27 protein-coding genes and 3 pseudogenes are annotated in these 25,188 nt (G+C 56.9%); 13 read left to right on the top strand and 17 right to left on the bottom strand.

Annotated features, from left to right (window positions below; genetic code table 11):
- Nucleotides 1-24: 24 nt before the first annotated feature.
- Nucleotides 25-405, bottom strand: coding sequence for a response regulator (locus tag ACR3ES_RS10690; RefSeq protein ID WP_170432298.1), 381 nt, complete (start codon nucleotides 403-405; stop codon nucleotides 25-27).
- A 78-nt stretch (nucleotides 406-483) separates the two neighbouring features.
- Complete coding sequence (locus ACR3ES_RS10685) at nucleotides 484-1,779, bottom strand: helix-turn-helix transcriptional regulator (protein ID WP_170432295.1); 1,296 nt, start codon at nucleotides 1,777-1,779, stop codon at nucleotides 484-486.
- 217 nt (nucleotides 1,780-1,996) lie between these two features.
- On the opposite strand from ACR3ES_RS10685, the gene ACR3ES_RS10680 reads away from it, so the two are divergent.
- The 4 genes from ACR3ES_RS10680 to aat all read left to right on the top strand — a co-directional run bounded on the left by ACR3ES_RS10680 (nucleotide 1,997) and on the right by aat (nucleotide 5,227).
- Entirely contained in the window at nucleotides 1,997-2,533 is a 537-nt protein-coding gene (locus ACR3ES_RS10680) for a LuxR C-terminal-related transcriptional regulator (RefSeq protein ID WP_170432292.1), read from the top strand.
- 150 nt (nucleotides 2,534-2,683) lie between these two features.
- The gene (accB, locus tag ACR3ES_RS10675; protein ID WP_170432289.1) at nucleotides 2,684-3,187 is read left to right on the top strand and encodes an acetyl-CoA carboxylase biotin carboxyl carrier protein; all 504 of its coding nucleotides are present in this window, start codon (nucleotides 2,684-2,686) and stop codon (nucleotides 3,185-3,187) included.
- 9 nt (nucleotides 3,188-3,196) lie between these two features.
- Nucleotides 3,197-4,546 (top strand): acetyl-CoA carboxylase biotin carboxylase subunit, encoded by a 1,350-nt coding sequence (accC, locus tag ACR3ES_RS10670; protein ID WP_170432286.1) that lies wholly within the window; start codon nucleotides 3,197-3,199, stop codon nucleotides 4,544-4,546.
- Between the two features lie 48 nt (nucleotides 4,547-4,594).
- Nucleotides 4,595-5,227 carry a leucyl/phenylalanyl-tRNA--protein transferase gene (gene aat, locus ACR3ES_RS10665; RefSeq protein WP_170432283.1) on the top strand — a complete coding sequence of 211 codons (633 nt, stop codon included), beginning with the start codon at nucleotides 4,595-4,597 and terminating at the stop codon, nucleotides 5,225-5,227.
- Here aat and ACR3ES_RS10660 read toward each other — a convergent pair.
- The 6 genes from ACR3ES_RS10660 to ACR3ES_RS10635 form a co-directional block, all read right to left on the bottom strand.
- A complete protein-coding gene (locus tag ACR3ES_RS10660; RefSeq protein WP_170432280.1) occupies nucleotides 5,182-5,550 on the bottom strand; it encodes a DUF2155 domain-containing protein in 369 nt (122 codons plus the stop codon). The two genes, aat and ACR3ES_RS10660, sit on opposite strands and share 46 nt — an antisense overlap.
- Nucleotides 5,547-5,999 (bottom strand): outer membrane lipid asymmetry maintenance protein MlaD, encoded by a 453-nt coding sequence (mlaD, locus tag ACR3ES_RS10655; RefSeq protein ID WP_170432277.1) that lies wholly within the window; start codon nucleotides 5,997-5,999, stop codon nucleotides 5,547-5,549. Before mlaD ends, ACR3ES_RS10660 begins: the two co-directional genes overlap by 4 nt.
- 12 nt (nucleotides 6,000-6,011) lie before the next feature.
- Nucleotides 6,012-6,395 carry an NADH:ubiquinone oxidoreductase subunit NDUFA12 gene (locus ACR3ES_RS10650; protein ID WP_170432273.1) on the bottom strand — a complete coding sequence of 128 codons (384 nt, stop codon included), beginning with the start codon at nucleotides 6,393-6,395 and terminating at the stop codon, nucleotides 6,012-6,014.
- An 80-nt stretch (nucleotides 6,396-6,475) separates the two neighbouring features.
- Nucleotides 6,476-6,835 (bottom strand): RidA family protein, encoded by a 360-nt coding sequence (locus ACR3ES_RS10645; protein WP_170432270.1) that lies wholly within the window; start codon nucleotides 6,833-6,835, stop codon nucleotides 6,476-6,478.
- Between the two features lie 68 nt (nucleotides 6,836-6,903).
- Nucleotides 6,904-8,172: an ATP-dependent Clp protease ATP-binding subunit ClpX gene (gene clpX / locus ACR3ES_RS10640; RefSeq protein WP_170432267.1), complete on the bottom strand. Its 1,269-nt coding sequence runs from the start codon at nucleotides 8,170-8,172 to the stop codon at nucleotides 6,904-6,906.
- A 132-nt stretch (nucleotides 8,173-8,304) separates the two neighbouring features.
- Nucleotides 8,305-8,937, bottom strand: coding sequence for an ATP-dependent Clp protease proteolytic subunit (locus ACR3ES_RS10635; protein ID WP_170432264.1), 633 nt, complete (start codon nucleotides 8,935-8,937; stop codon nucleotides 8,305-8,307).
- A gap of 359 nt (nucleotides 8,938-9,296) precedes the next feature.
- On the opposite strand from ACR3ES_RS10635, the gene ACR3ES_RS10630 reads away from it, so the two are divergent.
- From ACR3ES_RS10630 to ACR3ES_RS10615, 4 genes and pseudogenes are all read left to right on the top strand, one after another.
- Nucleotides 9,297-9,638: a metalloregulator ArsR/SmtB family transcription factor gene (locus ACR3ES_RS10630; protein ID WP_170432262.1), complete on the top strand. Its 342-nt coding sequence runs from the start codon at nucleotides 9,297-9,299 to the stop codon at nucleotides 9,636-9,638.
- Nucleotides 9,639-9,798: 160 nt separating this feature from the next.
- Nucleotides 9,799-9,936 carry an entericidin A/B family lipoprotein gene (locus tag ACR3ES_RS10625; protein ID WP_170432259.1) on the top strand — a complete coding sequence of 46 codons (138 nt, stop codon included), beginning with the start codon at nucleotides 9,799-9,801 and terminating at the stop codon, nucleotides 9,934-9,936.
- Between the two features lie 832 nt (nucleotides 9,937-10,768).
- The gene (locus ACR3ES_RS10620) at nucleotides 10,769-11,011 is read left to right on the top strand and encodes a hypothetical protein (protein WP_170432256.1); all 243 of its coding nucleotides are present in this window, start codon (nucleotides 10,769-10,771) and stop codon (nucleotides 11,009-11,011) included.
- Between the two features lie 300 nt (nucleotides 11,012-11,311).
- Nucleotides 11,312-12,428 (top strand): annotated as a pseudogene (locus ACR3ES_RS10615) (IS3 family transposase).
- Here ACR3ES_RS10615 and ACR3ES_RS10610 read toward each other — a convergent pair.
- From ACR3ES_RS10610 to lepA, 3 genes and pseudogenes are all read right to left on the bottom strand, one after another.
- Complete coding sequence (locus ACR3ES_RS10610; protein WP_480493379.1) at nucleotides 12,412-13,233, bottom strand: hypothetical protein; 822 nt, start codon at nucleotides 13,231-13,233, stop codon at nucleotides 12,412-12,414. The pseudogene ACR3ES_RS10615 and the gene ACR3ES_RS10610 overlap by 17 nt on opposite strands.
- Before the next feature lie 123 nt (nucleotides 13,234-13,356).
- A pseudogene (locus tag ACR3ES_RS10605) lies at nucleotides 13,357-14,474 on the bottom strand (IS3 family transposase).
- A 276-nt stretch (nucleotides 14,475-14,750) separates the two neighbouring features.
- A complete protein-coding gene (gene lepA, locus ACR3ES_RS10600) occupies nucleotides 14,751-16,550 on the bottom strand; it encodes a translation elongation factor 4 (RefSeq protein WP_170432243.1) in 1,800 nt (599 codons plus the stop codon).
- A gap of 89 nt (nucleotides 16,551-16,639) precedes the next feature.
- Here lepA and ACR3ES_RS10595 point away from each other — a divergent pair, with 89 nt between their 5' ends.
- The 3 genes from ACR3ES_RS10595 to ACR3ES_RS10585 all read left to right on the top strand — a co-directional run bounded on the left by ACR3ES_RS10595 (nucleotide 16,640) and on the right by ACR3ES_RS10585 (nucleotide 19,329).
- Nucleotides 16,640-17,827: a hypothetical protein gene (locus tag ACR3ES_RS10595; protein ID WP_170432240.1), complete on the top strand. Its 1,188-nt coding sequence runs from the start codon at nucleotides 16,640-16,642 to the stop codon at nucleotides 17,825-17,827.
- Nucleotides 17,828-17,990: 163 nt separating this feature from the next.
- On the top strand, nucleotides 17,991-18,302 hold the full coding sequence (locus tag ACR3ES_RS10590) for a hypothetical protein (RefSeq protein WP_170432237.1): 312 nt from the start codon (nucleotides 17,991-17,993) through the stop codon (nucleotides 18,300-18,302).
- 73 nt (nucleotides 18,303-18,375) lie between these two features.
- Nucleotides 18,376-19,329: a LysR family transcriptional regulator gene (locus ACR3ES_RS10585; protein WP_170432394.1), complete on the top strand. Its 954-nt coding sequence runs from the start codon at nucleotides 18,376-18,378 to the stop codon at nucleotides 19,327-19,329.
- 54 nt (nucleotides 19,330-19,383) lie between these two features.
- Here the strand turns inward: ACR3ES_RS10585 and ACR3ES_RS10580 are convergent, their stop codons facing one another.
- Complete coding sequence (locus ACR3ES_RS10580) at nucleotides 19,384-19,926, bottom strand: DUF7486 family protein (RefSeq protein WP_170432234.1); 543 nt, start codon at nucleotides 19,924-19,926, stop codon at nucleotides 19,384-19,386.
- Nucleotides 19,927-20,242: 316 nt separating this feature from the next.
- The gene (locus ACR3ES_RS10575) at nucleotides 20,243-20,692 is read right to left on the bottom strand and encodes a low molecular weight protein-tyrosine-phosphatase (protein WP_170432231.1); all 450 of its coding nucleotides are present in this window, start codon (nucleotides 20,690-20,692) and stop codon (nucleotides 20,243-20,245) included.
- Between the two features lie 28 nt (nucleotides 20,693-20,720).
- Between ACR3ES_RS10575 and ACR3ES_RS10570 the strand changes: the two genes are divergently transcribed.
- Both ACR3ES_RS10570 and ACR3ES_RS10565 read left to right on the top strand, forming a co-directional pair.
- A complete protein-coding gene (locus ACR3ES_RS10570; RefSeq protein ID WP_170432227.1) occupies nucleotides 20,721-21,419 on the top strand; it encodes an NAD-dependent deacylase in 699 nt (232 codons plus the stop codon).
- A 76-nt stretch (nucleotides 21,420-21,495) separates the two neighbouring features.
- On the top strand, nucleotides 21,496-22,104 hold the full coding sequence (locus tag ACR3ES_RS10565; RefSeq protein ID WP_170432225.1) for a DUF308 domain-containing protein: 609 nt from the start codon (nucleotides 21,496-21,498) through the stop codon (nucleotides 22,102-22,104).
- Nucleotides 22,105-22,218: 114 nt separating this feature from the next.
- Here the strand turns inward: ACR3ES_RS10565 and ACR3ES_RS10560 are convergent, their stop codons facing one another.
- The 4 genes and pseudogenes from ACR3ES_RS10560 to ACR3ES_RS10545 all read right to left on the bottom strand — a co-directional run bounded on the left by ACR3ES_RS10560 (nucleotide 22,219) and on the right by ACR3ES_RS10545 (nucleotide 25,120).
- Nucleotides 22,219-22,677: a copper chaperone PCu(A)C gene (locus tag ACR3ES_RS10560; protein ID WP_170432222.1), complete on the bottom strand. Its 459-nt coding sequence runs from the start codon at nucleotides 22,675-22,677 to the stop codon at nucleotides 22,219-22,221.
- 42 nt (nucleotides 22,678-22,719) lie between these two features.
- Complete coding sequence (locus ACR3ES_RS10555) at nucleotides 22,720-23,070, bottom strand: hypothetical protein (RefSeq protein WP_170432390.1); 351 nt, start codon at nucleotides 23,068-23,070, stop codon at nucleotides 22,720-22,722.
- Between the two features lie 401 nt (nucleotides 23,071-23,471).
- The gene (rpmB, locus tag ACR3ES_RS10550; protein WP_170432219.1) at nucleotides 23,472-23,759 is read right to left on the bottom strand and encodes a 50S ribosomal protein L28; all 288 of its coding nucleotides are present in this window, start codon (nucleotides 23,757-23,759) and stop codon (nucleotides 23,472-23,474) included.
- A 225-nt stretch (nucleotides 23,760-23,984) separates the two neighbouring features.
- Nucleotides 23,985-25,120: pseudogene (locus ACR3ES_RS10545) on the bottom strand (Hint domain-containing protein).
- Nucleotides 25,121-25,188 lie beyond the last annotated feature (68 nt).

The raw sequence follows: 25,188 nt of genomic DNA, 5'->3' as shown, positions 1-25,188 counted from the left end.
TTTTGTCTTTACCCTCGCCGTCCGTCATAACCGCGACGCTTGAGCGTGCAGGTCGCGTACAGCGGTCAGCACCTCTGCATTGGAAAACGGTTTGGTCATGAATCGGCTGACGCCTGCATTCTCGGCCATCTCGCGATCACGGGATTGGCCGCGCGCCGTCAGCATAAGCACAGGTAAAGATTGCATATCTTCCACATCGCGCAGGTCCCGCAGGATATCCATCCCGCTTTTGCCTGGCAGCATGACATCCAAGATCACCAGATCGGGTTTCGTCCCCCGTATCACCTGGACAGCATCTGTGCCCTCGCCATGTGTTTCAACCTGCCAACCCTCGCGGGTCAGCAGAAACCGGATCGCCTCGGCAATGTTCGGCTCATCCTCAATTAACAGAACCTTGCGGCTCATACGTTCAGTTCCTCCCCGTGACAGATGGCCATTCCCTCCAGCTGTCGCCTTTAGATTAAGCGCTCTGTTTGGAACCTGTCAAAAACCTTCGCTCAAAATCGATGGTTCGCGCCGTGACCCGCATTCGCCGTTCGGGCAGACCCGACAACTTGGCCCCACTTGCGCAGACGTTGACACGCTTGATTCGTCCTCTTCAACAGGCTGAACCAGCATCACCGCCCTGTACACCGGCTCAAGATCATACCCCGGAATGGCATGCGGCCATGCGTAGGCGAAACAATCGAACTCCGCAGTTGTTCGGCCGAGTTGAGTGACACGCTTTCGAATTGGAACCAATGGACGGTTCAGAGCCGTAAACAGCGGCCAGAACGGGCAGGCTTCGCCATGACGGGGCAAGATAATGCCGAGAACGGGTTTGTGGAACAAAATGCTGCCTGATGCATCGCACATAACAAGACCAGCGGGTCGGGCAAGAAAATCATCAGGCAAAAAAGCCAGACGTCTGAGAACAGTTGCCATATCGACCGAAAACCGAACTGACAGTTCGATCGGGTCCAGTTCGGCCTCATGTAAGGCTGATTGCATGTCCGCCAACGGCATAGCCCTCGCGTCCGAGGCATATAGCTCCAACATTTCTTGCGCCACAGCGCGCGCAGCCGTGGTGTCCAGGTCTGTCAATTCAATTTGCGAAACGTCCCCGGTTGATTCTATTTCCGGAAAGTGATGCCCACGCGCCTGAAAAAACGCCTGGACATCTTCCAGCGGCATGCCACGTGGGTCCGTCGCCGAGTCACTGTCGTCCAAGTAGGTCACCAGCGCTTTGGAACTGTCCGCCAGTCGTTCGGCATCCTGATGCAGGTTCTGGTGAAATCGGTCCTGCCACTCCACATCGATGTCCTGCGTGTCAGCCAGAATCGCTGCGGTCGACCGAATCGCGGCTGCCGTCGACAGCACTTCATGCATAGACGCCGCCAAATGCGGATCGTGGGTCAACCGATCCGACAGGGTTTCCACTGTGCGCTCAAGTGAGACGACCCGTCGATGCATCTGGGCGAGCACGCCTGCCCAACCTGGGAAGCGCCCCGCAAACTCCTCGAGCCCATCGACCTCGGCCTCTTGGCCCACCGCATCAACAGCAGCCTCGCGCAAGGCGGATATCAGGGTCGCCTCAATCCCCTGCGTCAGCAGTGACGGTTCCACCGACAAGGCGGCCGCGATATCGACCAGCAGCTTACCTCCGATCCGCCGGCGGTTATGTTCGATCAGGTTCAGGTAGGACGCCGAAATACCGGCACGGCGCGCGAGCTCGGCCTGACGCAACCCCGCAATCTGCCTGCGTTCCCGGATTCGACTGCCTGTAAGCGTGTTGCGCATACCCTCCATCCCGCTGTAGTCAAAGCCCTGAGGCCATCAGTTTTCAGAACAATCTATCTTTTTCTATTAGTTACACGTTGGTTTTCATAGATCGTTTACAGAATTTACTGTTTCGGTCACTCCCTAGGGAACTGCGCCATCTTCTAAATCACTCTGAAATTTCATTCGTTTAGCTAAGCCCCTTCAATTTTCGGCGGTTTGCCGTCACGATACGGAAATGAGCGATCCTGCCTTTGAATACGCGCCAATCGGACTGGTCGAACTGGAAAACCGGATCATCCGGCGCTGCAACCTTCAGTTCGCACGCACCTTTGGCGGCGAAGAGCCTGATTACAGGAATATGCCGCTGCTGCATCTCTATCCGTCTGTCGCGGATTGGGAGAGGATTGGAGAGCGCAGTCTGCAGATCATGCGCGACACGGGGTATTACTCTGATGAGCGCGTGATGCGCCGCCGCAATGGCGACCTGTTCTGGTGCCGTGCGCGCGGACGGTCTTTGACGCCGGATGACCCGTTTCGCCATGGAATCTGGAGCTTTTCCGACATTTCTGAAGAACGCCCCCTCGTGGAACTGACAGTTCGCGAGCGCGAGGTGGCAATTCTGTCCTGTCGAGGTCTGTCCGCCAAGGAAATCGGCGTGGAACTGCGCCTGAGTTATCGCACGGTCGAGGCCTACCGCGCTCGGTTGCTGGAAAAATTCGGCGCCCGGAAACTGCCAGAACTGGTGGCCAAGCTTTCGGGCATGCCGCTGTGACCCGCCTAGCTTCTACCACTCGCCCGAAGCACCAGTTTGACAGGTCCAGACTGCGCTTTTCATGGCCGGATGCATCGCTTATAACCCTGCGTAATCAAACCAAAGCCCGCACGGAACAGACGGGCCAAAGGGGAACCGTCGAGGACACTCATGACAGATACCAAACACGAAGCGGATGTGGCGTTCATCAAGGCACTGGCCGAATTGCTGCGTGACAACGACCTGACCGAACTGCAGGTCAAACGTGAGTATGGTGAAGAAGACAGCCTGAACGTACGCGTCAGTCGCATGGCCCAAGCGGCCCCTGCGCCGATTCAGGTTGCAGTTCCGACCGCTGCCCCTGCGGCACAGGCCGCGGCCCCAGCTGCCGCTCCAGCCGCTGCCGAGGCGCCCGCCGCCGTCGAAGATCCAGCCAGCCATCCCGGTGCGGTGACATCACCTATGGTCGGCACCGTTTACATGCAGCCTGAACCGGGCGCACCGGCATTCATCACGGTTGGCGCTTCGGTTTCCGAAGGCGACACCCTGCTGATTGTCGAAGCGATGAAAACCATGAACCACATCCACGCGCCAAAATCTGGCACGATCAAGCGCATCTTGGTGGGTGATGGCGACGCCGTCGAGTTTGGCACCCCTCTGGTCATCGTTGAGTAAGGTGCTCCCATGTTCGACAAGATCCTGATTGCCAACCGAGGCGAAATTGCCCTGCGCGTCATCCGCGCTGCGCGCGAGATGGGGATTAAGACGGTTGCCGTGCACTCCACCGCCGACAGCGACGCGATGCATGTGCGCATGGCGGACGAGTCGGTGTGCATCGGCCCGCCTCCCAGCCCACAAAGCTATCTCTCTGTGCCCGCGATCATCTCAGCCTGCGAAATCACCGGCGCACAGGCGATCCACCCCGGCTACGGGTTCCTGTCCGAGAACGCCGAATTTGTGCAGATCGTCGAAGACCACGGCATCACCTTCATCGGCCCCACTGCGGAGCATATCCGCGTCATGGGCGACAAGATCACCGCCAAGGATACGATGAAGCAACTGGGCGTGCCTTGCGTTCCGGGCTCAGATGGCGGCGTTCCCGATCTAGCGACCGCCAAGAAGATCGGTGAGGAGTTCGGTTACCCTGTCATTATCAAGGCCACTGCCGGCGGCGGCGGACGTGGCATGAAAGTTGCGCCAAGCGCCGGTGAGATGGAAAGCGCCTTTATGACCGCACGGGCCGAGGGCAAAGCCGCCTTTGGCAATGACGAGGTCTATATCGAAAAGTACCTGACCACGCCCCGGCATATCGAGATTCAGGTCTTTGGCGATGGTAAGGGCAAAGCCGTGCATCTGGGCGAGCGCGACTGCTCGCTGCAGCGCCGCCACCAGAAAGTGTTCGAAGAGGCGCCCGGCCCCTGCATTACACCTGATGAACGCGCCAAGATCGGCAAGGTCTGCGCGGATGCTGTCGCCAAGATCAACTATATCGGTGCGGGCACCATCGAGTTCCTGTACGAAAATGGTGAATTCTACTTCATCGAAATGAACACCCGTTTGCAGGTGGAACACCCTGTCACCGAAGGCATCTTTGGCGTCGATCTGGTGCGCGAGCAAATCCGCGTCGCCGCAGGTGAACCGATGTCGTTTGGGCAGGACGATCTGGAGATCAACGGACATGCCATTGAGGTTCGGATAAACGCGGAAAAGCTGCCCAACTTCTCGCCTTGCCCCGGCAAGATCACGGCCTATCACGCACCCGGTGGCCTGGGCGTGCGAATGGACTCGGCGCTTTATGACGGATACTCGATTCCGCCCTATTACGACTCGCTGATTGCCAAGCTCGTGGTGCAGGGTCGCGACCGGGCGGAAGCCCTGGCCCGTCTCAACCGCGCACTTGGCGAGTTGATCGTAGACGGCATCGACACAACCGTCCCCTTGTTCCACGCCCTGCTACAGGAACCCGATATCCACAGCGGCGATTACAACATCCACTGGCTGGAGCACTGGCTTGCGGAGAATATGGCCCAGTAAGGCCCGGTCTATGACGGGCCAGTGCTCTTTGGCGCTTGGGCCTGTGGCATGAGCCTGTCGCCAGAGCTTCTGTTGCACGGCTACTCGATCGGTATCTTCCCGATGGCCGAGCACCGTGACGACCCGGACCTTTTCTGGGTCGATCCGAAATTGCGCGGCGTTATTCCTCTGGATGGGTTTCATATGTCGCGCAGCCTTGTGCGCCGTATTCGCAATTGTGGTTTTGACGTGACTATTGATCGCGATTTTTCTGGTGTTATCGACGGGTGCGCAGATCGCTCGGACACGTGGATCAATACAGAACTGATACGGCTGTATCATGAGTTACATCAGTCCGGTCACGCACATTCGCTGGAAGTCTGGGACGGCAAAAACCTGGTCGGTGGCGTATTTGGAATCGCGCTCGGAGCCGCGTTTTTTGGCGAAAGCATGTTTTCGCGCCGCACGGATGCCTCAAAAATCGCCCTCGCCTATCTGGTGGATCGGTTGCAACAGACCGGTTTCACGCTTTTTGACACGCAGTTCCTGACAACGCATCTGGCTTCGCTCGGTGCAATCGAAATCCCGCGCAGCCAATACCGGGTAGAACTAGCGGATGCGATCGAAGTCAGCACGGACTTTGCGGCCCCGGTTTCTCAGTCTGCCGAGGGCGTCATACAACGGATCACCCAGACGTCATAGCGCGCGTGATCGAGTGCGTTCAATGCCGGAGAGGTGGCAATCATCCAACCGTCAAACAGTTGATCCGCCTTGCCTTTTTCCCAGACGGTCAGATAGGCAAAAGCGTCTCCGGTCGGGTTATCGACCGGATAGCGGCAATCGCCCAGCGCGACGTCCAACCCGAACACAGGTTGTGTCTCGCCGCTTTGCATCTCAACGTCCACGGTCTGCCCGCTGACCTTATCCAGGCCACGCAGCATTGCGCCGGGGCCGGACTGGACCTTTTGCTGGGCCGCTGCGCCCGATCCAATGAGCAACAAAGCGATCAGAACGGCGCGCATCATTCGCTGCCGTCTCCCGCGACGAATTTAACCAGCAGAGAGATGAGGCTGACCGCACCTTGTGTGTCTTCAATCTCATCTCCGGGTTCAAAATAGAACGGGGATCCTCCGGGCATGACCTCGACAAAATTTCCGCCCAGCAACCCTTCGGAAGAGATCACAACCGCGCTGTCATCTGGCACAAGCACCCCATCCGCAACCGAAAATGTCGTATCCGCGCGATAGGTGTCAGGGTTCAGCTCTACATCCGTTACAGTTCCGATCTTGACGCCTGCCAGGCGCACATCCGTGCCCACCGACACGCCTTCGAGCGAGCGGAACGAGGCCCCGAGTTCATAGCCTGCGCGATTTTGCGACAGGCCTGTTGATTGGCTGGCATATACGCCAAAGGCCACGGCGCAGGCCAAGACCGCACCACCGACGATCACTTCGGTCCAGTTGTGTGTCGACATTGCGCGCCTCGCTTACTCTGGGCTCCAGGCTTCATAATCCTTGCGATCCACCGGATCTGCCCGACGCAACGACCCCGCTGGCGTGTAAGCCAGGGCGGTTCCCGTCAGGTTTTCCTGATGCGGCTTTTCCCAGGATTTGTGGCGCAGCGGCTTGTCGGTTGGCGGTTCGTCCCAAGTCCGGTGCAGCCATCCATGCCAGTCGGGATCAATCCGACTGGCCTCGGCCTCACCGTTAAAAATCACCCAGCGTTTGCTGTCATCTGCCGTGCGGTAAAAGACGTTGCCTTCATCATCTTCACCAACTTTTATCCCTTTGCGCGCAGTAAATATCTGCGTGTTCAGGGTCGCCCCGTTCCACCAGGTCACGGCTCGCAGTAGAGTATTCAGGAGTCCCATTGGCTGCCTCCGGCGATTTGGTCGAACAATGATATGGACCAAAGGTAAGCCGAGGTCCAGAGCCACCTAGGTTTCCTGCGTCACTCCGGCAGATATGCGGTAACTTCGATTTCGATCCGGTATTTGGGATCAATCAGACCGCATTCGATCATCGTTGCCGCTGGTGGATGTGCGCCAAAGGTTTCAGACAGGATCGGCCAACAGGACGCGAATTCCGAGCGATCGGGAAGCATATAGGTGACCCTCACCACATCGACAAAACCGGCACCTGCCTCCGCAAGTGCTTTTTCGATGATCTGCAATGCCGACTTGCACTGCGCAACAACGTCATCGCCCTGCCCGACCGTTCCTGCAACATGAACCCAGCCGCCTGCCACCACGGCCCTGCAATACCCGACCTTGGCTTCGAATTCGCCGCCAGAAGAGATGCGTTTGGTCATCTTATGCCTCCAAATAGAAAAACGGCGCGGTCACTCCGCACCGTTTGCCTCGCAATTGCGATCCTGGATCAACCGGCAGACGCCGACTCCTGCGCCGTATCGGCGTAAATAATTAGCGGCTGTTTGTCTGATGTCACAGCCTCTTCGTTCACGACAACCTCAGTCACATTCTTCATTCCGGGCAGTTCGAACATCGTATCCAACAGGATATCTTCGAGGATCGACCGCAACCCGCGTGCGCCGGTTTTGCGCTCAATGGCCTTCTTGGCAATCGCTTTGAGCGCGTCGCCCGTAAAGTCCAGATCTGCGTCTTCCAGTTCGAACAGGCGCTGATACTGCTTGACCAGAGCATTCTTCGGCTTGGTCAGGATGGTCACCAGCGCATCCTCGTCCAGGTCCTCGAGGGTTGCAAGCACCGGAAGGCGCCCAACGAACTCAGGGATCAAACCAAATTTCAGCAGGTCCTCCGGTTCGAGTTCCTTGAAAATCTCGCCAACGCCACGCTCGTCATTGTCACGTACATCCGCGCCAAAGCCCATGGCCGATCCTTTACCGCGCTGCGCAATGATCTTGTCCAGACCAGCAAAGGCACCACCGCAGATGAACAGGATATTCGTCGTATCCACCTGCAGGAATTCCTGTTGCGGATGCTTGCGCCCACCCTGAGGCGGAACACTGGCAACCGTGCCCTCCATCAGCTTCAGCAGGGCTTGCTGCACCCCCTCGCCCGACACGTCGCGCGTGATCGAAGGGTTTTCTGACTTGCGTGTGATCTTGTCGACTTCGTCGATGTAGACGATGCCACGCTGTGCGCGTTCGACATTGTATTCACTGGCCTGAAGCAGCTTGAGGATAATATTCTCGACATCCTCGCCCACATATCCGGCTTCGGTCAGCGTCGTCGCATCCGCCATGGTAAAGGGCACATCCAGAATGCGCGCCAGTGTCTGCGCCAGCAGCGTCTTACCGCAGCCAGTTGGACCGATCAGCAGAATGTTAGACTTGGCCAGTTCAATATCACTGCCAGCCTTTTGGGCGTGGTTAAGGCGTTTGTAGTGGTTGTGAACCGCGACTGACAGAACCCGCTTGGCGGTGGCCTGACCAATCACGTAGTCGTCAAGGACTTCGCAGATATCCTTAGGTGTTGGAACACCATCCGAAGATTTCAGACCGCTGGCCTTTGTCTCCTCGCGTATAATGTCCATGCACAGCTCGACGCATTCGTCACAGATGAACACGGTCGGTCCTGCGATCAGCTTTCGCACCTCATGCTGGCTTTTGCCACAAAAGCTGCAGTAGAGCGTGTTTTTGCTGTCCCCGCCTGAATTCGTCGCCATGATCTACCTTTCGGGCTCCATCTCTGCGCCCCTTTGCGGGTCGCGCTTGCGCCTGTTCATGCAGCTTAGGCCAGTGCTGTGGCGGCTACAATCTCAAAATAAACCCCTTCGGTCGAACCCGGGGTTTCAAACCTATGCATCTTCCGTGTCCATTTTAGCTCTGTTTTCCACAATCTCGTCGATGTGGCCCCAGTCTTTTGCTTCTTCCGGGCTCATGAAATTGTCACGGTCCAGCGCTTTTTCAACCGCCTTCTTGGTCTGTCCGGTATGACGTACATAGATGTCATACAGGCGATCCTTAAGTTTCTGCGTCTCTGCCGCATGAATCATGATATCGCTGGCCTGGCCCTGATATCCACCGCTGGGCTGGTGCACCATGATACGGCTGTTGGGCAGCGAAAAGCGCATCCCCTTTTCACCACCGACGAGCAGAAGCGACCCCATCGAGGCCGCCTGACCGATCACCAATGTGGAACATTTCGGCTTGATATACTGCATTGTGTCGTAAACAGACAAACCGCTGGTCACGACGCCGCCAGGCGAGTTGATGTAGATCGAGATTTCCTTGTTCGGGTTCTCGGCTTCAAGATGCAGCAGCTGGGCCACAACCAGATGGCTCATCCCATCATGGATCGGACCATTGATGAAGATGATGCGCTCTTTCAGAAGGCGCGAAAAAATATCGTAGGCCCGTTCGCCCCGGCTGGTCTGCTCGACGACCATGGGAACAAGCGTATTCATATAGGTGTCTACTGGATCGAACATTCTTAACCTGCCTGTTTTGCGATGGATCGGGACAGTATCCCAACAAGAGTTACCCGAGTCTTAGTGTCGCCACCGGGGGGCTGCAAGGGGGGTGGCAGACTTCGATCCGTTGTTGCGGGTACCGATCCCTAACGGCAACTGTCACCGCCGCACATCAACAAGGGTTGTTTGGTTCCTTCCTGATACACGCGGTTATCGTCACACCCCTGTGGTTCAGGCCGCATCTGCAGATCTCTTTCCTTTCAAACATCACGGTGTTTTGATTCATACATATGGGACAAATAGATTGAGTTATGTATTGAGGACGACCAGCAAGGTGGAACTGATGCCCGATGGACGGGTCTGACAGAAAGTTGACCATGGCCGTGACCAAAGTGCCCCCAAATACGTCGCCGGAAGACCTGAACCGAATGCTCGAAAGCGCAACACGCGCATCGAACTTTCTCAAGGCGATCAGCCACGAGGGCCGCTTGATGATCCTATGCCATTTGGTGTCCGGTGAAAAATCCGTAACAGAACTCGAAAACCTGCTGTCTGCGCGTCAGGCCGCCGTTTCGCAACAGTTGTCGCGGCTGCGGCTTGAAGGGTTGGTCACGCCGCGCCGCGAAGGTAAGGCCATTTATTATCGTCTGGCCGATGAGCGTCCCCGCCGCATGCTGGAACTTGTCTACGACCTGTTTTGCGAAAGGGATGCGACCTGATTGCGCATAGACACCGTAAGAACCGCGGCGGGCTCAATCAGCATACGTTAAGACATAGTGTCGTTGCCATATATCATCGCGTCTGCAGAGGTTGCAAAACACTGGTTCGACCTCGCTAAAGGTGCTACCGAAAAGCAGATCAAGTATGAAGGAGACAAGCATGATCCGAGTAATTCTGATTGGTATGAGCCTGTTTGCGCTGGCCGCCTGCGAAACCGCAAAAGGCGCGGGTAAAGATATTGAGAACGCAGGCGATGCGATTCAGAGCGCCGCGACGGATGTGCAGGAAAACCTATAACTGACGCCTGCATATTGCGGGGTCGACGTCAGAATTCGCAATATCTGGTTGATACACATACGCGAATACGCTAACCTTCGTCCCACAGGTGCACAGACGCGGCATTGCATCTTCTGACGCTAAATCGGGGCTCTTTTGCACATGCAGAAGAGCCCCTTTCCCATACTGAGAGGGAGGTGGGTGGTAGCCTGTATGAACCCGGGGTTCGGAATAGGAAAAGGCGTCAGGTGCGCAGACGCGGTCTTTGCATGTATCCTTGCGGACACTCCTGACGCCTTGCCGGTTCGACACGCCCGAGGGGCGTCCCGATCCAGTTGCCCCAGCCCCCGTGGGGACTAAAGCTGCCGCTGCGCGACCTGAGCCGCGCCGCAGCACGCATCGACCTTCTGAGAGGGTGACCACCTGCTTCGAACACGAAGTCCGATCCAGCCGTTCATCCACCGGTAAGTCGTTGCAACATAAAACAAATCCTAAAATCCGCTCTCGCCGCCGCGACCCCCTTAGCCTATGCGTCCCGCTCTTGCTCCGAAGAACCGTTGCGGTGTCTGAACCTTTGCATTCAGGCCGTGATCCGACAAGAAAATAGCACCGCAGCATGAAAATTAGACGGGGATAAACTGTTGATATCCGCCGGGAGAGCGATGTGGATAACCCAATAAGTCCCGACTTTGGGCAGAGTTGGAAATGGATAACTAAAAATCATCGCGACCCGCCTGAATTTTGGCCTTTTCTGCAGGTGCGAAGGCAGTAGAACGCGCGTCAGGTGAAAATTACGGCTGTGCGGCGCTCCTCACGGTCCGATCTTTCGAATCGTACAGATGGAGATTCGCCGATGGATGGCACAGTTTTCAACGCCCGCGCTCAGTTGAGAAAGCTGATGACCCGTCAGGCCAAAGCACCGGCCGCACGGGTTTCGAACACCAAGGCGGACCGGATCTGGAATCTGGAAACGGTAAAAGAATTAACTCGAAACATCCGCTGGGCGGCCTTCGTCGACTGTGATCCAGAGGTCAAACTCTCCAGAAATGAAACCAGGGCCGGACGGCACCTGTGTCACCGCGCGAAGTCGCGCTGAAGGTCCGCGAGGCCCAGATGACCCGTGCCGAGGAACGCCGCATTCTTGCACGAGGCGGTCTGGACCCAGTCGCGGGCGGCGGACAATGGCCGCCCGGCCCGTCTCCTCGCTGTGGAGACACTGGTTCCGCATTTGAGAAGCGCTCCGACCCGCCTTTGGTAACCTACTACTCTCCGCCACAAAACAAGCGCGGCGGCGGTACATACCCCCTACATTCGGACGGGCCGGAAACGCTTCAGTTCACCTGTCTTGGCCCCCTAAAACTGTGCCACAGTTGGCTTAGTTTTGGAGACGGGATTGATGGCGCGGAAACGGTATTCGGACGAAGATATTCTGCGGCTTTTGCGCGAGATTGAGCTGGGCCTGGCATCTGGTTCGGATGTCGCGACGGCGTGCAGAACGGCTGGTGTCAGTGATGCGACCTATTACACATGGCGCAAGCGGTTTGGTGGGATGGGACGATCTGAGATGGCCAATCTGAAGGCGCTGCAGAAAGAGAATGATCGGCTCAAGAAAATCGTGGCTGAGCTTGAACTGGACAAACTCATTCTCAAGGAGAGCCTTGATTATCTAAAGCCAAAGGCCTGACGGCAGACCAGCTTCGTCAGGCCGTGGTCCACACCCGACAAAAGCTGGCAACCTCTGAACGGCGCACCTGTCGCGTGATTGGATTGGCGCGGAGCACGCTGCAATACCGCGCAGCGCCAAAGGATGATGAGGCGTTACGTCTGGCGATGATCCGATTGGCCAAACGGTATGGGCGCTACGGCTACCGCAAGGTCGCCGAGCTGCTGCGTGTCGAAGGCTGGGCAGTCAATCATAAAAGATCGAACGACTATGGCGCGAAGAAGGCTTGCAGCTCCCACAACGGCACAAGAAACGCAAACGGCTGTACCACAAGGACAGCTCGATCATCCGGCTCCGACCGCAACATCCCAATCACATCTGGAGCATTGACTTTGTCCACGACAAGCTGAGCAACGGACAGAGCTACAAGATGCTGACGGTGCTGGATGAGTATACCCGTGAGGCGCTCTGCGTAGCGGTCAAGCCGAAGATGAACAGCGCAGACGTGCTGGATGCGCTCTACCCACTCTTATTGCGGCACGGGAAGCCCGAACACATCCGTTCCGACAACGGCGCGGAGTTCATCGCAACGGCCCTGCAGACCTGGTTAAGAAAGGTGGGCATTAAGCCGATCCAAATCTACCCGGGATCACCTTGGGAGAATGGATACAACGAGCGCTTCAATGGCACTCTGCGCCGGGAAGTCCTCAACGCAGAATGGTTCCACACCACCAAACAGGCTCAGATCGTCATCAATACCTGGCTTAGACAGTACAATCGTGTCAGACCCCATCAGGCTCTAAACATGCGACCGCCCGTTCCAGAAACCTTGCTCAAAACTGGCCCATAGAATTGGGGCTGGACATCGCATCTAATATGTCCAGTAACAATCGAGTTTGTTCCGAAGGAGGAACAACGAAGTTCATTTGCCGAGGCAAATCAGCCGAAGTCACTTTGCCAACGCCTCTATCCCGGTCATAACTTCTTACATGCACGGGAATCTCAATAGTTTCTTCTTCGAGTTCTTTTTCTACTATCTCAGCGACATTCGTCGGGTTCAACAGAACCAGAGGTTTGCGATCTGCCCCACCTTCGATCTGCAATGAGTCCGCTGATTTCTTCAGCGGCAAAGCCATTTCCGGGATCATAGGCCGCAAACGTGAGGTCAACTTTGCCAATTGCTCAGGAGAAATCTTCTCAAGTTCTTCTCTGTATTCGCCAGTTTGATCTAGCCGCTCTTGCTCTCGGAGAATTTCATTTCGAATTTCTTCTATTCGAGGCCCTAGCAACTCCGCTCTACCATATGCAGCGTCTCTAGATTCGATAGCAACTTCCGTAAGCTTCAATGCTTGCTGAGTTGTTGCCGCATTACTTTCAATGATTTTCCTGAGTTCTCTTGCTCTCTCTGTCTCTTCTTGATTCTGGCGCAATCTCAACTCTTCTTGAGCTAGTTGAATCTTCGCCATCTGAAGTAGATCAGATTCTGTTTTTTCATTTCTTGGAAGTAGCGTGTTCATCACCACGGAAATCAGGCTTGTTAGTGGCGCAGAAATCGCTGTCGCGGCTGCTTCTTGAGCCTTTATTAATAGTATCTCTAGGAAGGACCCTTCCTTGGGCGTCTCAACAAATATTTCTACGTAAGAAGACCTGGTCACACGCGGAGCAACTTTTCCAGTTCTTCGGAAATGTTCTACCGTCGTGATAAACCTTGCCGTTGCATACTGAGATCGAGTGTATTCATAAAAATGTAGCCGTCCGGCTGTTGTCCAGCCCCAATTCTATGGGCCAGTTTTGAGCAAGGTTTCTGGAACGGGCGGTCGCATGTTTAGAGCCTGATGGGGTCTGACACGATTGTACTGTCTAAGCCAGGTATTGATGACGATCTGAGCCTGTTTGGTGGTGTGGAACCATTCTGCGTTGAGGACTTCCCGGCGCAGAGTGCCATTGAAGCGCTCGTTGTATCCATTCTCCCAAGGTGATCCCGGGTAGATTTGGATCGGCTTAATGCCCACCTTTCTTAACCAGGTCTGCAGGGCCGTTGCGATGAACTCCGCGCCGTTGTCGGAACGGATGTGTTCGGGCTTCCCGTGCCGCAATAAGAGTGGGTAGAGCGCATCCAGCACGTCTGCGCTGTTCATCTTCGGCTTGACCGCTACGCAGAGCGCCTCACGGGTATACTCATCCAGCACCGTCAGCATCTTGTAGCTCTGTCCGTTGCTCAGCTTGTCGTGGACAAAGTCAATGCTCCAGATGTGATTGGGATGTTGCGGTCGGAGCCGGATGATCGAGCTGTCCTTGTGGTACAGCCGTTTGCGTTTCTTGTGCCGTTGTGGGAGCTGCAAGCCTTCTTCGCGCCATAGTCGTTCGATCTTTTTATGATTGACTGCCCAGCCTTCGACACGCAGCAGCTCGGCGACCTTGCGGTAGCCGTAGCGCCCATACCGTTTGGCCAATCGGATCATCGCCAGACGTAACGCCTCATCATCCTTTGGCGCTGCGCGGTATTGCAGCGTGCTCCGCGCCAATCCAATCACGCGACAGGTGCGCCGTTCAGAGGTTGCCAGCTTTTGTCGGGTGTGGACCACGGCCTGACGAAGCTGGTCTGCCGTCAGGCCTTTGGCTTTAGATAATCAAGGCTCTCCTTGAGAATGAGTTTGTCCAGTTCAAGCTCAGCCACGATTTTCTTGAGCCGATCATTCTCTTTCTGCAGCGCCTTCAGATTGGCCATCTCAGATCGTCCCATCCCACCAAACCGCTTGCGCCATGTGTAATAGGTCGCATCACTGACACCAGCCGTTCTGCACGCCGTCGCGACATCCGAACCAGATGCCAGGCCCAGCTCAATCTCGCGCAAAAGCCGCAGAATATCTTCGTCCGAATACCGTTTCCGCGCCATCAATCCCGTCTCCAAAACTAAGCCAACTGTGGCACAGTTTTAGGGGGCCAAGACACCGTAGTGAAATTTCTTCCATATACACCCTCTTTGGAAACTCGTTCTACCAGAGTAAATGCTAACAGCGAAATCTCAATACGAAACTCCCTTAATACGGGTACCGTGCTAAAATTGCCTCGAATAGATTCCTCGAAACACCAAACCCATTTGTTTTAGGCATGGGCACGCAGTTGGCTGCGCCAACCGCTTTCGCCCACCCGCCGTAAATATGGCAAGCTTTTAGCTGTCCATTTTTAAGGCGCTAATAAACGCCTCCTGCGGGATATCCACCTTCCCGAACTGACGCATCTTCTTTTTCCCCGCCTTCTGCTTGTCCAGCAGTTTGCGTTTCCGCGTGGCGTCGCCACCGTAGCATTTGGCGGTCACGTCCTTGCGCAGTGCCGAGAGGGTCTCGCGGGCGATGACCTTGCCTCCGATGGCGGCCTGGATCGGGATTTTGAACATGTGGCGCGGGATCAGGCCCTTGAGCTTTTCGCACATCGCCCGGCCCCGCATCTCGGCCCGGTCGCGGTGAACCATGGTCGACAGTGCATCGACCGGTTCGTCGTTCACCAGCACTGACATCTTGACCAGATTGTCTTCGGTATAGCCGGTCATCTGGTAGTCGAACGAGGCATAGCCCTTGGTCACCGATTTCAGGCGGTCGTAGAAGTCAAAGACGACCTCGTTCAGAGGCAGATCATAGACGACCATCGCGCGGGTGCCCGCATAGGTCAGGTCCAGCTGGATACCGCGACGGTCCTGGCAGAGTTTCAGCACGTCGCCGAGGTATTCATCAGGAACCAGAATGGTCGCCTTGATGCGCGGTTCCTCGATATGGTCGACCTTGGACGGATCGGGCATGTCGGCGGGGTTGTGCAGCTCGATCATCTCGCCGTCTTTCATGTAGACGTGATAGATCACCGACGGCGCGGTGGTGATGAGCTCGATATCGTATTCGCGTTCGATACGGTCGCGGATGACCTCAAGGTGCAAAAGGCCCAGGAAGCCGCAGCGGAAGCCAAAGCCAAGTGCGGCCGAGGTTTCCATTTCGAAGCTGAAGCTGGCATCGTTCAGCGCCAGCTTGTCGATCGCATCGCGCAGGTCTTCGAATTCGGAACTGTCGACGGGGAAGAGGCCGCAGAACACCACCGGCTGCGCGGGTTTGAAGCCGTCCAGCGCGTCCTCGCTGCCGTTGCGGTCATTGGTGATGGTGTCACCAACTCGGGTGTCGCGGACCTGTTTGATTGAGGCGGTGAGAAAGCCGATCTCACCGGGGCCAAGGCTGTCGACCATCTCCATCTCGGGGCGGAAGACGCCAACGCGGTCGACATGGTGCAGGGTGTTGTTTGACATGAACTTGACCCGCATCCCCTTTTTCAGCGTGCCGTCCATGATGCGGACCAGAACGATAACGCCGAGATAGGCGTCATACCACGAATCCACCAGCATCGCCTTGAGCGGCGCGTCGAGATTGCCCTGCGGCGCGGGCAGCTGCTGTACGATGGCTTCGAGCGTTTCGTGGATGCCCTGCCCCGTCTTTGCCGAGACCTGAATGGCGTCGGTCGCGTCGATGCCGATCACATCCTCGATCTGTTCGGCCACGCGGTCACAGTCCGACGCAGGCAGGTCGATCTTGTTCAAGACCGGCACGATCTCATGATCGGCGTCGATGGCTTGGTACACGTTCGCCAGCGTCTGCGCCTCGACCCCTTGGGTGGAGTCGACAACCAGCAGAGAGCCCTCGACCGCGCGCATGGACCGGCTGACCTCATAGGCAAAGTCCACGTGGCCGGGCGTGTCGATCAGGTTCAGCACATATTTCTCGCCATTGTCGGCGGTATAATCGATGCGGACGGTGTTGGCCTTGATGGTAATGCCCCGCTCGCGCTCGATATCCATGCTGTCGAGCAGCTGTTCCTTCATGTCGCGATCCTTGACCGTTCCGGTCTCTTGAATAAGCCGGTCAGCAAGGGTGGATTTGCCATGGTCGATATGCGCGACGATGGAGAAATTGCGGATATGCGCGAGGTCTGTCATGGGTTGGGGATATGATTTGTTTTATAACTATGGTCAATGGCTCCCCGCCCTTGCGGAAGCCATTTGCACCGCAATCAGGTTTGTGGACCGTGCCAGACTATTCCGAACTGATAGCCAAGCGTCTTGATGAAATCTTAGGGGATGCTTCTGATGAGATGCTGCGTGCTTCCGTCGCACGCATCTATTTGCGATCTCTATTGGAGATTACTTCACCGCAGGAGTGGGCGAAACAAGATCAGGCAGTATGGATGCAAGGTCGAGAGCAAATCGTGCTCCACCTCTTTCGCGTAGGAATTTGTTGTGCATTGGCAGGTCGAAATACAGAAGTAGCATTGAATACCTTTGATTGGGCAGGTTTCGCCCGCAAATCCAGGCAACTGATTGACGAGCTAGAACAAGAGAACTTGGCTGAAGAAGGGCACCAAGAGCTTTCTTATGCTTCTGAAATAGTAGCTGACTACTTTTCAGGGAACCGTCCTGCTCGACAAATATTTGGGCTCGGTTTTCCTTATCCGGGTTTTTATGATCATCTAGAGGTTACCTCGGAGAAGGAGCGTGAACTGGCATACGCGGAGCTAGTAGACGAGTATACTTTCGACATTCGCAAAGAGTTGGGTCTTGAATCTCCAAAGACAGCGTTGAATCAAATGCTATTTTCCCCTGAAAACAACAGCGAGTTCACCGCTAAACCCCACTACGTGACAATTTACTTCCAAGACGGGCTGTATTCAGCAGGCAAGGTTTGGGAGTTTTGGTCAGATTGGTATGATGGATTTCTTGAAGGCAAACCGGTAGACTGGGAGTTCCAAAAACGCGTAGCAACAATTGGTGACGCGATTTGGGATGCGGGACCAGGCGCGATTGCGGAGGAAATCGCACGGATCAAAGTCGAAATGGCTCTTGAGGACTTTCGAAGTACCCATGCAGCCAACCGGCCCACACGACATGGAATCGGTGGGAACTATCCGCCGGAGACCATCGAAGACCCAAAAGACTTTGTGTCAGTTGCAGCGACAATCTGGGACGCCATCGGTGACGTCGAAGATGAAATCGCCAAGTCGAAACCGGATAGAGACGGCTTGTTGATCGCTCTCAGCGCGCTCAAGACTGGTTTGGCAGCACTGATCAAGTGGGGCGGTCGCAAAGCGGATCTGGCCGTGGACACCTCAATAAAGTGGGCCATTCCGGTCGTTGGCGGCGCGTACCTTGCGGCTAACACAGACAAAATACAGGCGCTTATTGAAGCCGTGGAGGGTTGGCTCAAATTCATACCCTGACCGGTGCCGGGCTGAAGCCCGGCCTGAGGGGCGGGGTGTTTCCGACTCGTGCAATCACTTTTTTGCAACGTGTGATTGATCCGGACTCCGGTTTGATTCATACTGCCGCGCAGACCGAGAGGGGCATCAGACCCGTCCGGGCAGGCAAAGATGAGGCATGAGCATGAAACAGTTCCTCCTAATCGCACTCTGCGCCACGTCGATCTCGGCAGTGGCACCGCAGGCCGTTGAGGCCTCGCAGATCAAGCGGGCGTGTCTGGCATCCGACCGGGCGGCAGCAACCCGGCAGCGGTGCAGATGCATTCAGGGTGTGGCCAATGACACGCTGACAAATGGCGACCAGAGAACCGTGGCCAAGTGGTTCACCGACCCGCATCAGGCGCAGGAGTTGAAGATGTCGAAAACCGCGCGCGATGATGCGTTGTGGGATCGGTATCAGAACTTTGGTCAGCTGGCACAGGCGATCTGCCGCTAGAGCCACTTACAATCTGCATGCTTGACCTGGTCCCGGCTGCGCCTCAGAAATGGCGCAGCGAAAGGTGTATTTCATGGTGATGAAAGGGTTGAGTTTGAGGGGTCTCGAGGTGTTCGAGGCGCTGGCGCGAACCGGATCGGTGGCGCAGGCGGCTGAGATCACCGGGCTCAGCCAGCCCTCGGTTTCCCAGCAACTCCGCAATCTGGAAAAGGCACTGGGCACCGATCTGGTGGATCACGGGCGGCGGCCGATGCGGCTGACTCAGGCCGGGCGCAGCTTTCTGGCGCGGACTGAGGCGGTGTTGGCCGAGCTGCAAATGGCGCAGAGCGAGTTGACGGTGATGGATCTGGGGCATCTGGCCACCCTGTCCATCGGTCTGATCGACGATTTCGACAATGATCTGACACCGCGTCTGGCGACGTTGCTGGCGGACAGCCTGACACGGTCCAAATTCAAGCTGATCACGCTGCCCAGTCTTGAGATTTTCGAGGCGCTGGAGTCGCAGCGCCTGCATCTGGCCGTTTCGGCGCATAGCGGCGAGGTGCTGGAAGGGGTGGTCGAATACCCGCTGGTTCGGGACCCGTTCATTCTGGTCGCGCCCAAAAGCGCGGGCGGCGTAGAGGCCGCGCTGCAGGAGCTTCCCTTCCTGCGCTACGCCCGCGAGCAGTTGATCAGCCGACAGATCGAAAGCCATCTGGCCCGTCAGCAGATGGAGTTCGAGGAGCGGTTCGAGATCGGCTCACATCTGGCGCTGATGGCGATGGTTGCGCGGGGTGTTGGATGGTCCATTACCACACCGCTGGGCTACATGCGGGCCGCACGGTTCCATGACGGGATCGAGGTCCACCCTGCCCCATTCGGAGACTTTGCGCGCATGATCTCCCTGTTCACCCGCTCGGACTGGTCCGATCAGGTGCCCCGCGAGGTGGCGGGGATGATGCGGCGGCTGATGCAGAGCCAGATCGTTGATCCGGCACTCGTGCAGGTGCCATGGCTGACCGATCGCTTAAAGGTGATGAGCAGCTAGGCCGCTAATCCCCTCTTCCAGTACCCGGCAAAGGGAACAAATCTGATACAAAAATCAGCCTTGCGGGATCGCCTTGATATGCGCCTCTATCTCAATTTCCAGCTCGTCCGCGCTTTCGTGATCCACCAAGCCTTTAACGTCGAACACAGTGCCAGAAGGTGAAATCGCTTTTAGACCAAGGCGGGTCCCATCGTCCTCAAGACACTTGATATCATAGACCCCAGAGTCCTCATTGAGAAACGCTTTGACATCCAACGTATCTCCGTTGTCGGTAAGTCCCTTTATTGACAACGTTGTATCATCTTCGGTTATGGCCTTTACATCGGAATACTCATCAACCGCTGTGTTTGGCAGAACCTTCACGTGTAACTCTTCATCGTTGAAATGGTTCAGTGCTTTGATGTGGAGCAGATCGTCGTCTTCCTCCTTCAAGGCCTTGATATCGAACGTGGTGCCGCCTTCATCAAAGGCTTTCACCGCCAGAGTTTCACCATGTGAAGCCAAGCATTTGATGTGCCAAACATCCTCGGCCGCAACGGGCCCGGCCACCAGCACCGCAGAAAAACCAATACTGGCGAAAAGGCTACGAGTTAGCATATCTGATCTCCTTTGCACAAAACGTCTCTGAAGGTCACTTGGTCAAAGCCCGCTATAATTGAATAATCCGTAGCCGACACACGAATCGCCTGTCAACTTGTTCACGCGTGCCAGCACCCGCTCCGAGCCCGGCATAGCCACGTCAACTTATGCCGGTCGTCGTGGCCAAAGTGTTCGGATCATTGTGTGCGCAGTCTTTGAGGCGATGTCATGAGGCGGCATCGGTTTTTCACGAAGACAGGCCGTTCAGGGCCGTTCAGGGGTTGGAAACTGACATTGAATCCTTGCTGATCCAAAGACAAAGTTACCTGCGTTTCTACCGCTGGGCTTGCAAATGGGCCTCAAGCCCCTGAAGTGCAGCCTCGATTAGGTCCAGCGCACCCTCGAAATCCCGTGTGTGGTAGGGGTCCGGCACATGGTCGGCCTCAGCGTCGGGTGCAAAGTCGGTCAACAAGCGCACCGGTGTTTCGCTGCTCGTAGGCCGCAAGGCCTCGATATCGGCGATATTGGCGGCATCCATACCAATGATCAGGTCAAACCGGTCGAAATCCTCCGCCGTGAATTGCCGCGCTCGCAGCGGGCTGAGGTCAATCCCACGCGCCGCAGCTGCCGTCTGCATCGGACCATATGGCGGATTACCGGCGTGCCAGCCCATTGTTCCGGCACTGTCGATTTCATGATGCGGTGCACGCGCGCGAAAAGCGCCTTCGGCAGCCGGAGACCGGCAGATGTTGCCCAGACAGACAAAGAGGATACGGTGTGTCATGAGCCTTGGTGTAGCGTGAGGAGAAGAAATGGGAAAGATCGTCATTCTGACCGGGGCCGGGATTTCCGCTGAAAGCGGGCTGAGCACCTTTCGCGATGAGGGCGGTTTGTGGGCGCAACATCGGATCGAGGATGTGGCCACGCCCGAAGCGTTTGCCCGTAACCCGGCTCTGGTGCAGGGGTTCTACAATGCCCGGCGGGTTCAGGCGGCGACGGTGCAGCCCAATGCCGCGCATCACGCATTGGCCCGGTTGCAGCGGGACTGGCCTGGAGACGTGGTGATTGTCACGCAAAATGTCGACAACTTGCACGAGGCCGGGGGCGCCCGGGCGGTAATCCATATGCACGGCACCTTGGCTGGCGCCCTGTGCGCCGTGTGTGGGCACCGGTGGACTGCACCGCCGGAAATGGCAGTGGGGGAGCCCTGCGTCGCCTGCCACGTCCCCGCAGCGCGGCCCGACGTGGTCTGGTTTGGTGAGATGCCCTATCACATGGACGTGATTTGTAACCATCTGGCCAGCGCATCTGTGTTTGCCGCAATCGGCACATCTGGTCAGGTCTATCCGGCCGCTGCCTTTGTGCATGAGGCGCAGGCGGCCGGGGCGCAGACAATCGAAATCAATCTTGAGCCAACATCAGGCGCCCGGGTATTCGACGATCAGTTGACGGGCAAGGCCACAGAGACTGTTCCGCAGTGGGTGGAGAAAATGCTGGGACAGAGATCATAAGCCTGGATCGCAAAAATTGCAGACGCCATAGGGTTTTATCGGCTAGTCTGTACCGTATTCAGATGAGGATTTTACCATGACAGACCAAGACCCCCAAACCGGCGAAATTCTTGAAGACGGCAGCATGAAAGATCGGGACATGCTGGGCGACAAGCTTGCAGGCCTGTGGTGGACCTTCTTGCTGCGCGGCTGTCTGGCGGCTGCGGTTGGCATTGCCGCCCTGTTCTGGCCGACCGGAAGCATCTCGTTTCTGTTGCGGCTGGTTGGTGCCCTGCTGGTCCTTGACGGTGCGTTGACCCTGCTGGGTTTCGGCCGCCGCGGCCTTGTCGGGGGCTTCGGTGTTTTCGCGGCTCTGATTGGCCTGGTCCTGCTGATCTGGCCCGAAGGCGCGGCCAGGCTGGCGTTTTTCCTGATCGGGGCCTGGGCGCTGATCATCGGGATTGGGTCGCTGATGGCGGGTCGGCAGATGCACGAAATGGACCCACAACGCGCCACCATGCGCAATTCAGGCATTGTCGCACTGATCATCGGGTTGGTGCTGATCTTCTGGCCCGGCAGCGGCCTGGTTGCGCTGGGATGGGCTATTGCTTTCTCGGCGCTGGCCTTCGCCGGTGTCATGTTCTGGCTGGCAGCACGGTTCCGGCGGGCGGGCGACCGGGTCGGTATGAAGACAATCAACAGGTAGTCCATTAGCGCACGCTTGGCTCTCGGCGCCTTCAGGCCGGGCATGACCCGGCCTGACGCATGGATGACGGCCGCAAAGCGGCCCGAAGACAGGCGTGTTGCCCGCCTGGTTTGTTTAGTGACCGCCTTTGTCCTGACGCTCCAGATCGACGGGAACCTCCACCTGGACTTCACCCGCCTGTTCAAAAACCAGCGTAACCGGAACCATGTCCCCGTGCTCAAGCGGCGCCTTCAGGCCCATGAACATCACATGGTCGCCGCCGCGTTTCAACATATGGGATTCTCCGGCTGGAATGACGAAGCCCTCTTCGACTTCCATCATCTTTGCAACGCCGTCGGAATCGATTTCATGTGTATGCAGTTCGACCCGTTCGGACACATCCGAGGTTGCGCTGACCAGCCGGTCATCCGTATCGCCCTGGTTCTGGATCATCATGAACGCTGCACCGGCCGTGGCCATCTTGGCGGCCGAGCGCGCATAGGCGTCCTCGACCACGATGGTGCTTTCAGCAAGGGCGGGTACGGCCAGTGACACAGCAGCGAGTGCTGCGCACAGAGTGGTTTTGAGGGACATGTGCCTCTCCTGTGTTTGGATTTGAAAAACTGGGGTATCTCTTCAGATCCAAACAGGCGGAGATCGCGCCGGTTGATGGGGCAGCGGCAGCGCGATCAGGTTTTCCGAGTGCCGCAACGGCGCGGGGTGCACACCCGATGGTGCTTCGGGCAGCGGTACCTGCGGGACCGCAACCGCACCCAACAGCGCCAGCGCATACTCAGGGCAATAATGCGGAGGCGACGTCGGCTGCCCCTGCGAGTCCGTATACACGACAACCGGGCCGGTGCCGGTACACAGCACCATTTGGCCGACCGTGTTATCTATTCCACGCGAGGACGCGACCCCTTGCCCGGTCACAACCACCAGCAAAGACAGCACAATGGGCAGGGATTTTGTCAGAACCGCTCTCATCCTGGCCAAGATATAGGCCAGAGCGAAACCGCGCTTCAAGCGCCAAAGGGTCGCGCCCAAAAGGCCGACTTTAGTAGTCCAGTCCGGGCCGTTTGACCGATCCTTTGGTGAAACTTGTGTGAGAGCGGTTCACCCAACGCTGCATCCGACCGCAAGCCGAGATCGTTTTGCCAACCAATGCGGTCAAAACCAGAAAGAAATAAAAACTCCTCAAAGACATGAGATGGCCCCAAAAACTGATGAACCCAAGTTACGCGCAGTGCCGGGCGCCGTCTGTGAACCATGTCACCGAGACGCGATTTGTTTCCGCTCTTTGGACAATTCTACAGCCAAGTTTCCAAAACAAATAAAAAACCCCGCACCGGCAGGTGCAGGGTTACCGATCTCGCTGTGTGCGGGTATCAGGCCGAGGCTTGCGCCTTGGCGATTTCTTTCTTCACTTTCAACGCGTTTGCGGACAGCTCATCGTTCTTGGCTTTGGCCAGAAACGCGTCCAGTCCGCCCCGGTGGTCAACCGAGCGCAGGGCAGCCGCCGAGATGCGCAGTTTGACACCACGGCCCAGAGCCTCGGATTGCAGGGTGACGTCGTTCAGGTTGGGCAGAAAACGACGGCGGGTTCTGTTTTTGGCGTGGCTGACATTGTTGCCAGTCATCGGGCCTTTTCCGGTCAGTTCGCAACGGCGCGACATGGTTTCTTCCTTTGTTTCTGGAGGCCGGGCACAAGACCCGCGGCCAAATCACAAGGGACGCAACCCGAAGTCGCGCCCGAAAACTGGTTGGGTGCGTTTAGTGGGAATCGCCGGAAGGGTCAAGACAGCCAACACGAATTCTTTCTGCATCGCGCCAAAGGTCAATTGCAACACGTCTTTCACAATCCGCGGCGCCGCGCAGTCCCCGGGCGCAAGATAGTCTGGTCAAGTGGCCGGCAACAGCGGTTTTCGGTTTCTGAGATGCCGCGCAATCAACTGGTTTTGTTGCCGCCCACGTGGGATGTACCGGGCCGGATCGCTCAAGCGCGTTACGTCGGCCAGGTCAGGGAAGAGGGTGAAAATTTCAAGCCGGGCCTCTGCCGTCAGCGCGTTGAAAGCTTCTGGTCCGGTAAACAGGCTTTCTGTCGGCGCATTCTCGGCAAATATGATCTCATGCCGGTCAAACAGAAGGTGATAGTACTCGACGGCCTCAACCTCTTCATCGATGAAAATGCCGGGCAAGGAAATCAGCTTGACCGCCGGGATCAGGACTTCGGACGCACCAAACATGCGCATTGCGATTTTCGAGTTCACCAGCATGCGGTGCTGACGCGAGACCAAGAGGTCCCGGTTCGGCATCCCCCGCCCAAGGCTCCGGCCATAATACGGATCGGACGAAGTTTTGGATTGTTGGCCAGCGCGGTGGCGTCCAGCCTCCGGCGCCCTATCCAGCGGATCGGCTGAAACCCGTCGCCAACGGTGGAAACCAATTCGTCGGGATGCAGGTCCTGAATAGGAACATCGCCGCGTTGTGTCCGGATCAGCGTGTTCCTTGTAAAGCAGGGAACACCGGTACCGTTCTCAAATGCCGCGTAGGTGACGGTCGTACCGGATGGCAACGTAAACGTCCCGCTGGACAGGGAATAACTGGTTCCGGCCACAACGGTGATAGAACCAAAGCTGCTGTCATTGATTACAGTCCCCTCGGGCAGGTTCAAAGTGTCGGTTCCGCCACCTCCCCGCACGTCGCCCGATACAGTGGTACTGCGGAAATCCAGGGTATCGTTGCCGCCGCCCAGCCGAATATTGGCGATGTTAGACCCGCGCACGGTGACTGTATCCGCGTCGGCACCGGCGGCCAAAGTCCCGCCGATTGTGCTGCCTGTAATGGTGATGTCGTCGCTGCCAGCATTGCCGCGCACGACGCCAACAACCGTGCTGTTGGTCACCGTGATCTCGTCATCGCCCTGCCGACCGCGAATATTGTTGATCGGCGACCCCTGTGGCGTGCCATTCAGGGTCCCGTTGTTATTTGTGACTTCGATTTCGTCGTCGGAATTGGTGCCGTTTATGTCTGGCATGATCGACGGGTCCTGTTGAGCCGGTCCGGTTGCGAAAACTCGTACTGTAACAGGCACTTTGAAACGTC

The sequence above is a fragment of the Ruegeria sp. B1 genome, assembly GCF_056535885.1.
The sequence above is the reverse complement of the archived record's forward strand: the minus strand, read 5'-3'. Positions and strand labels throughout refer to the sequence as shown.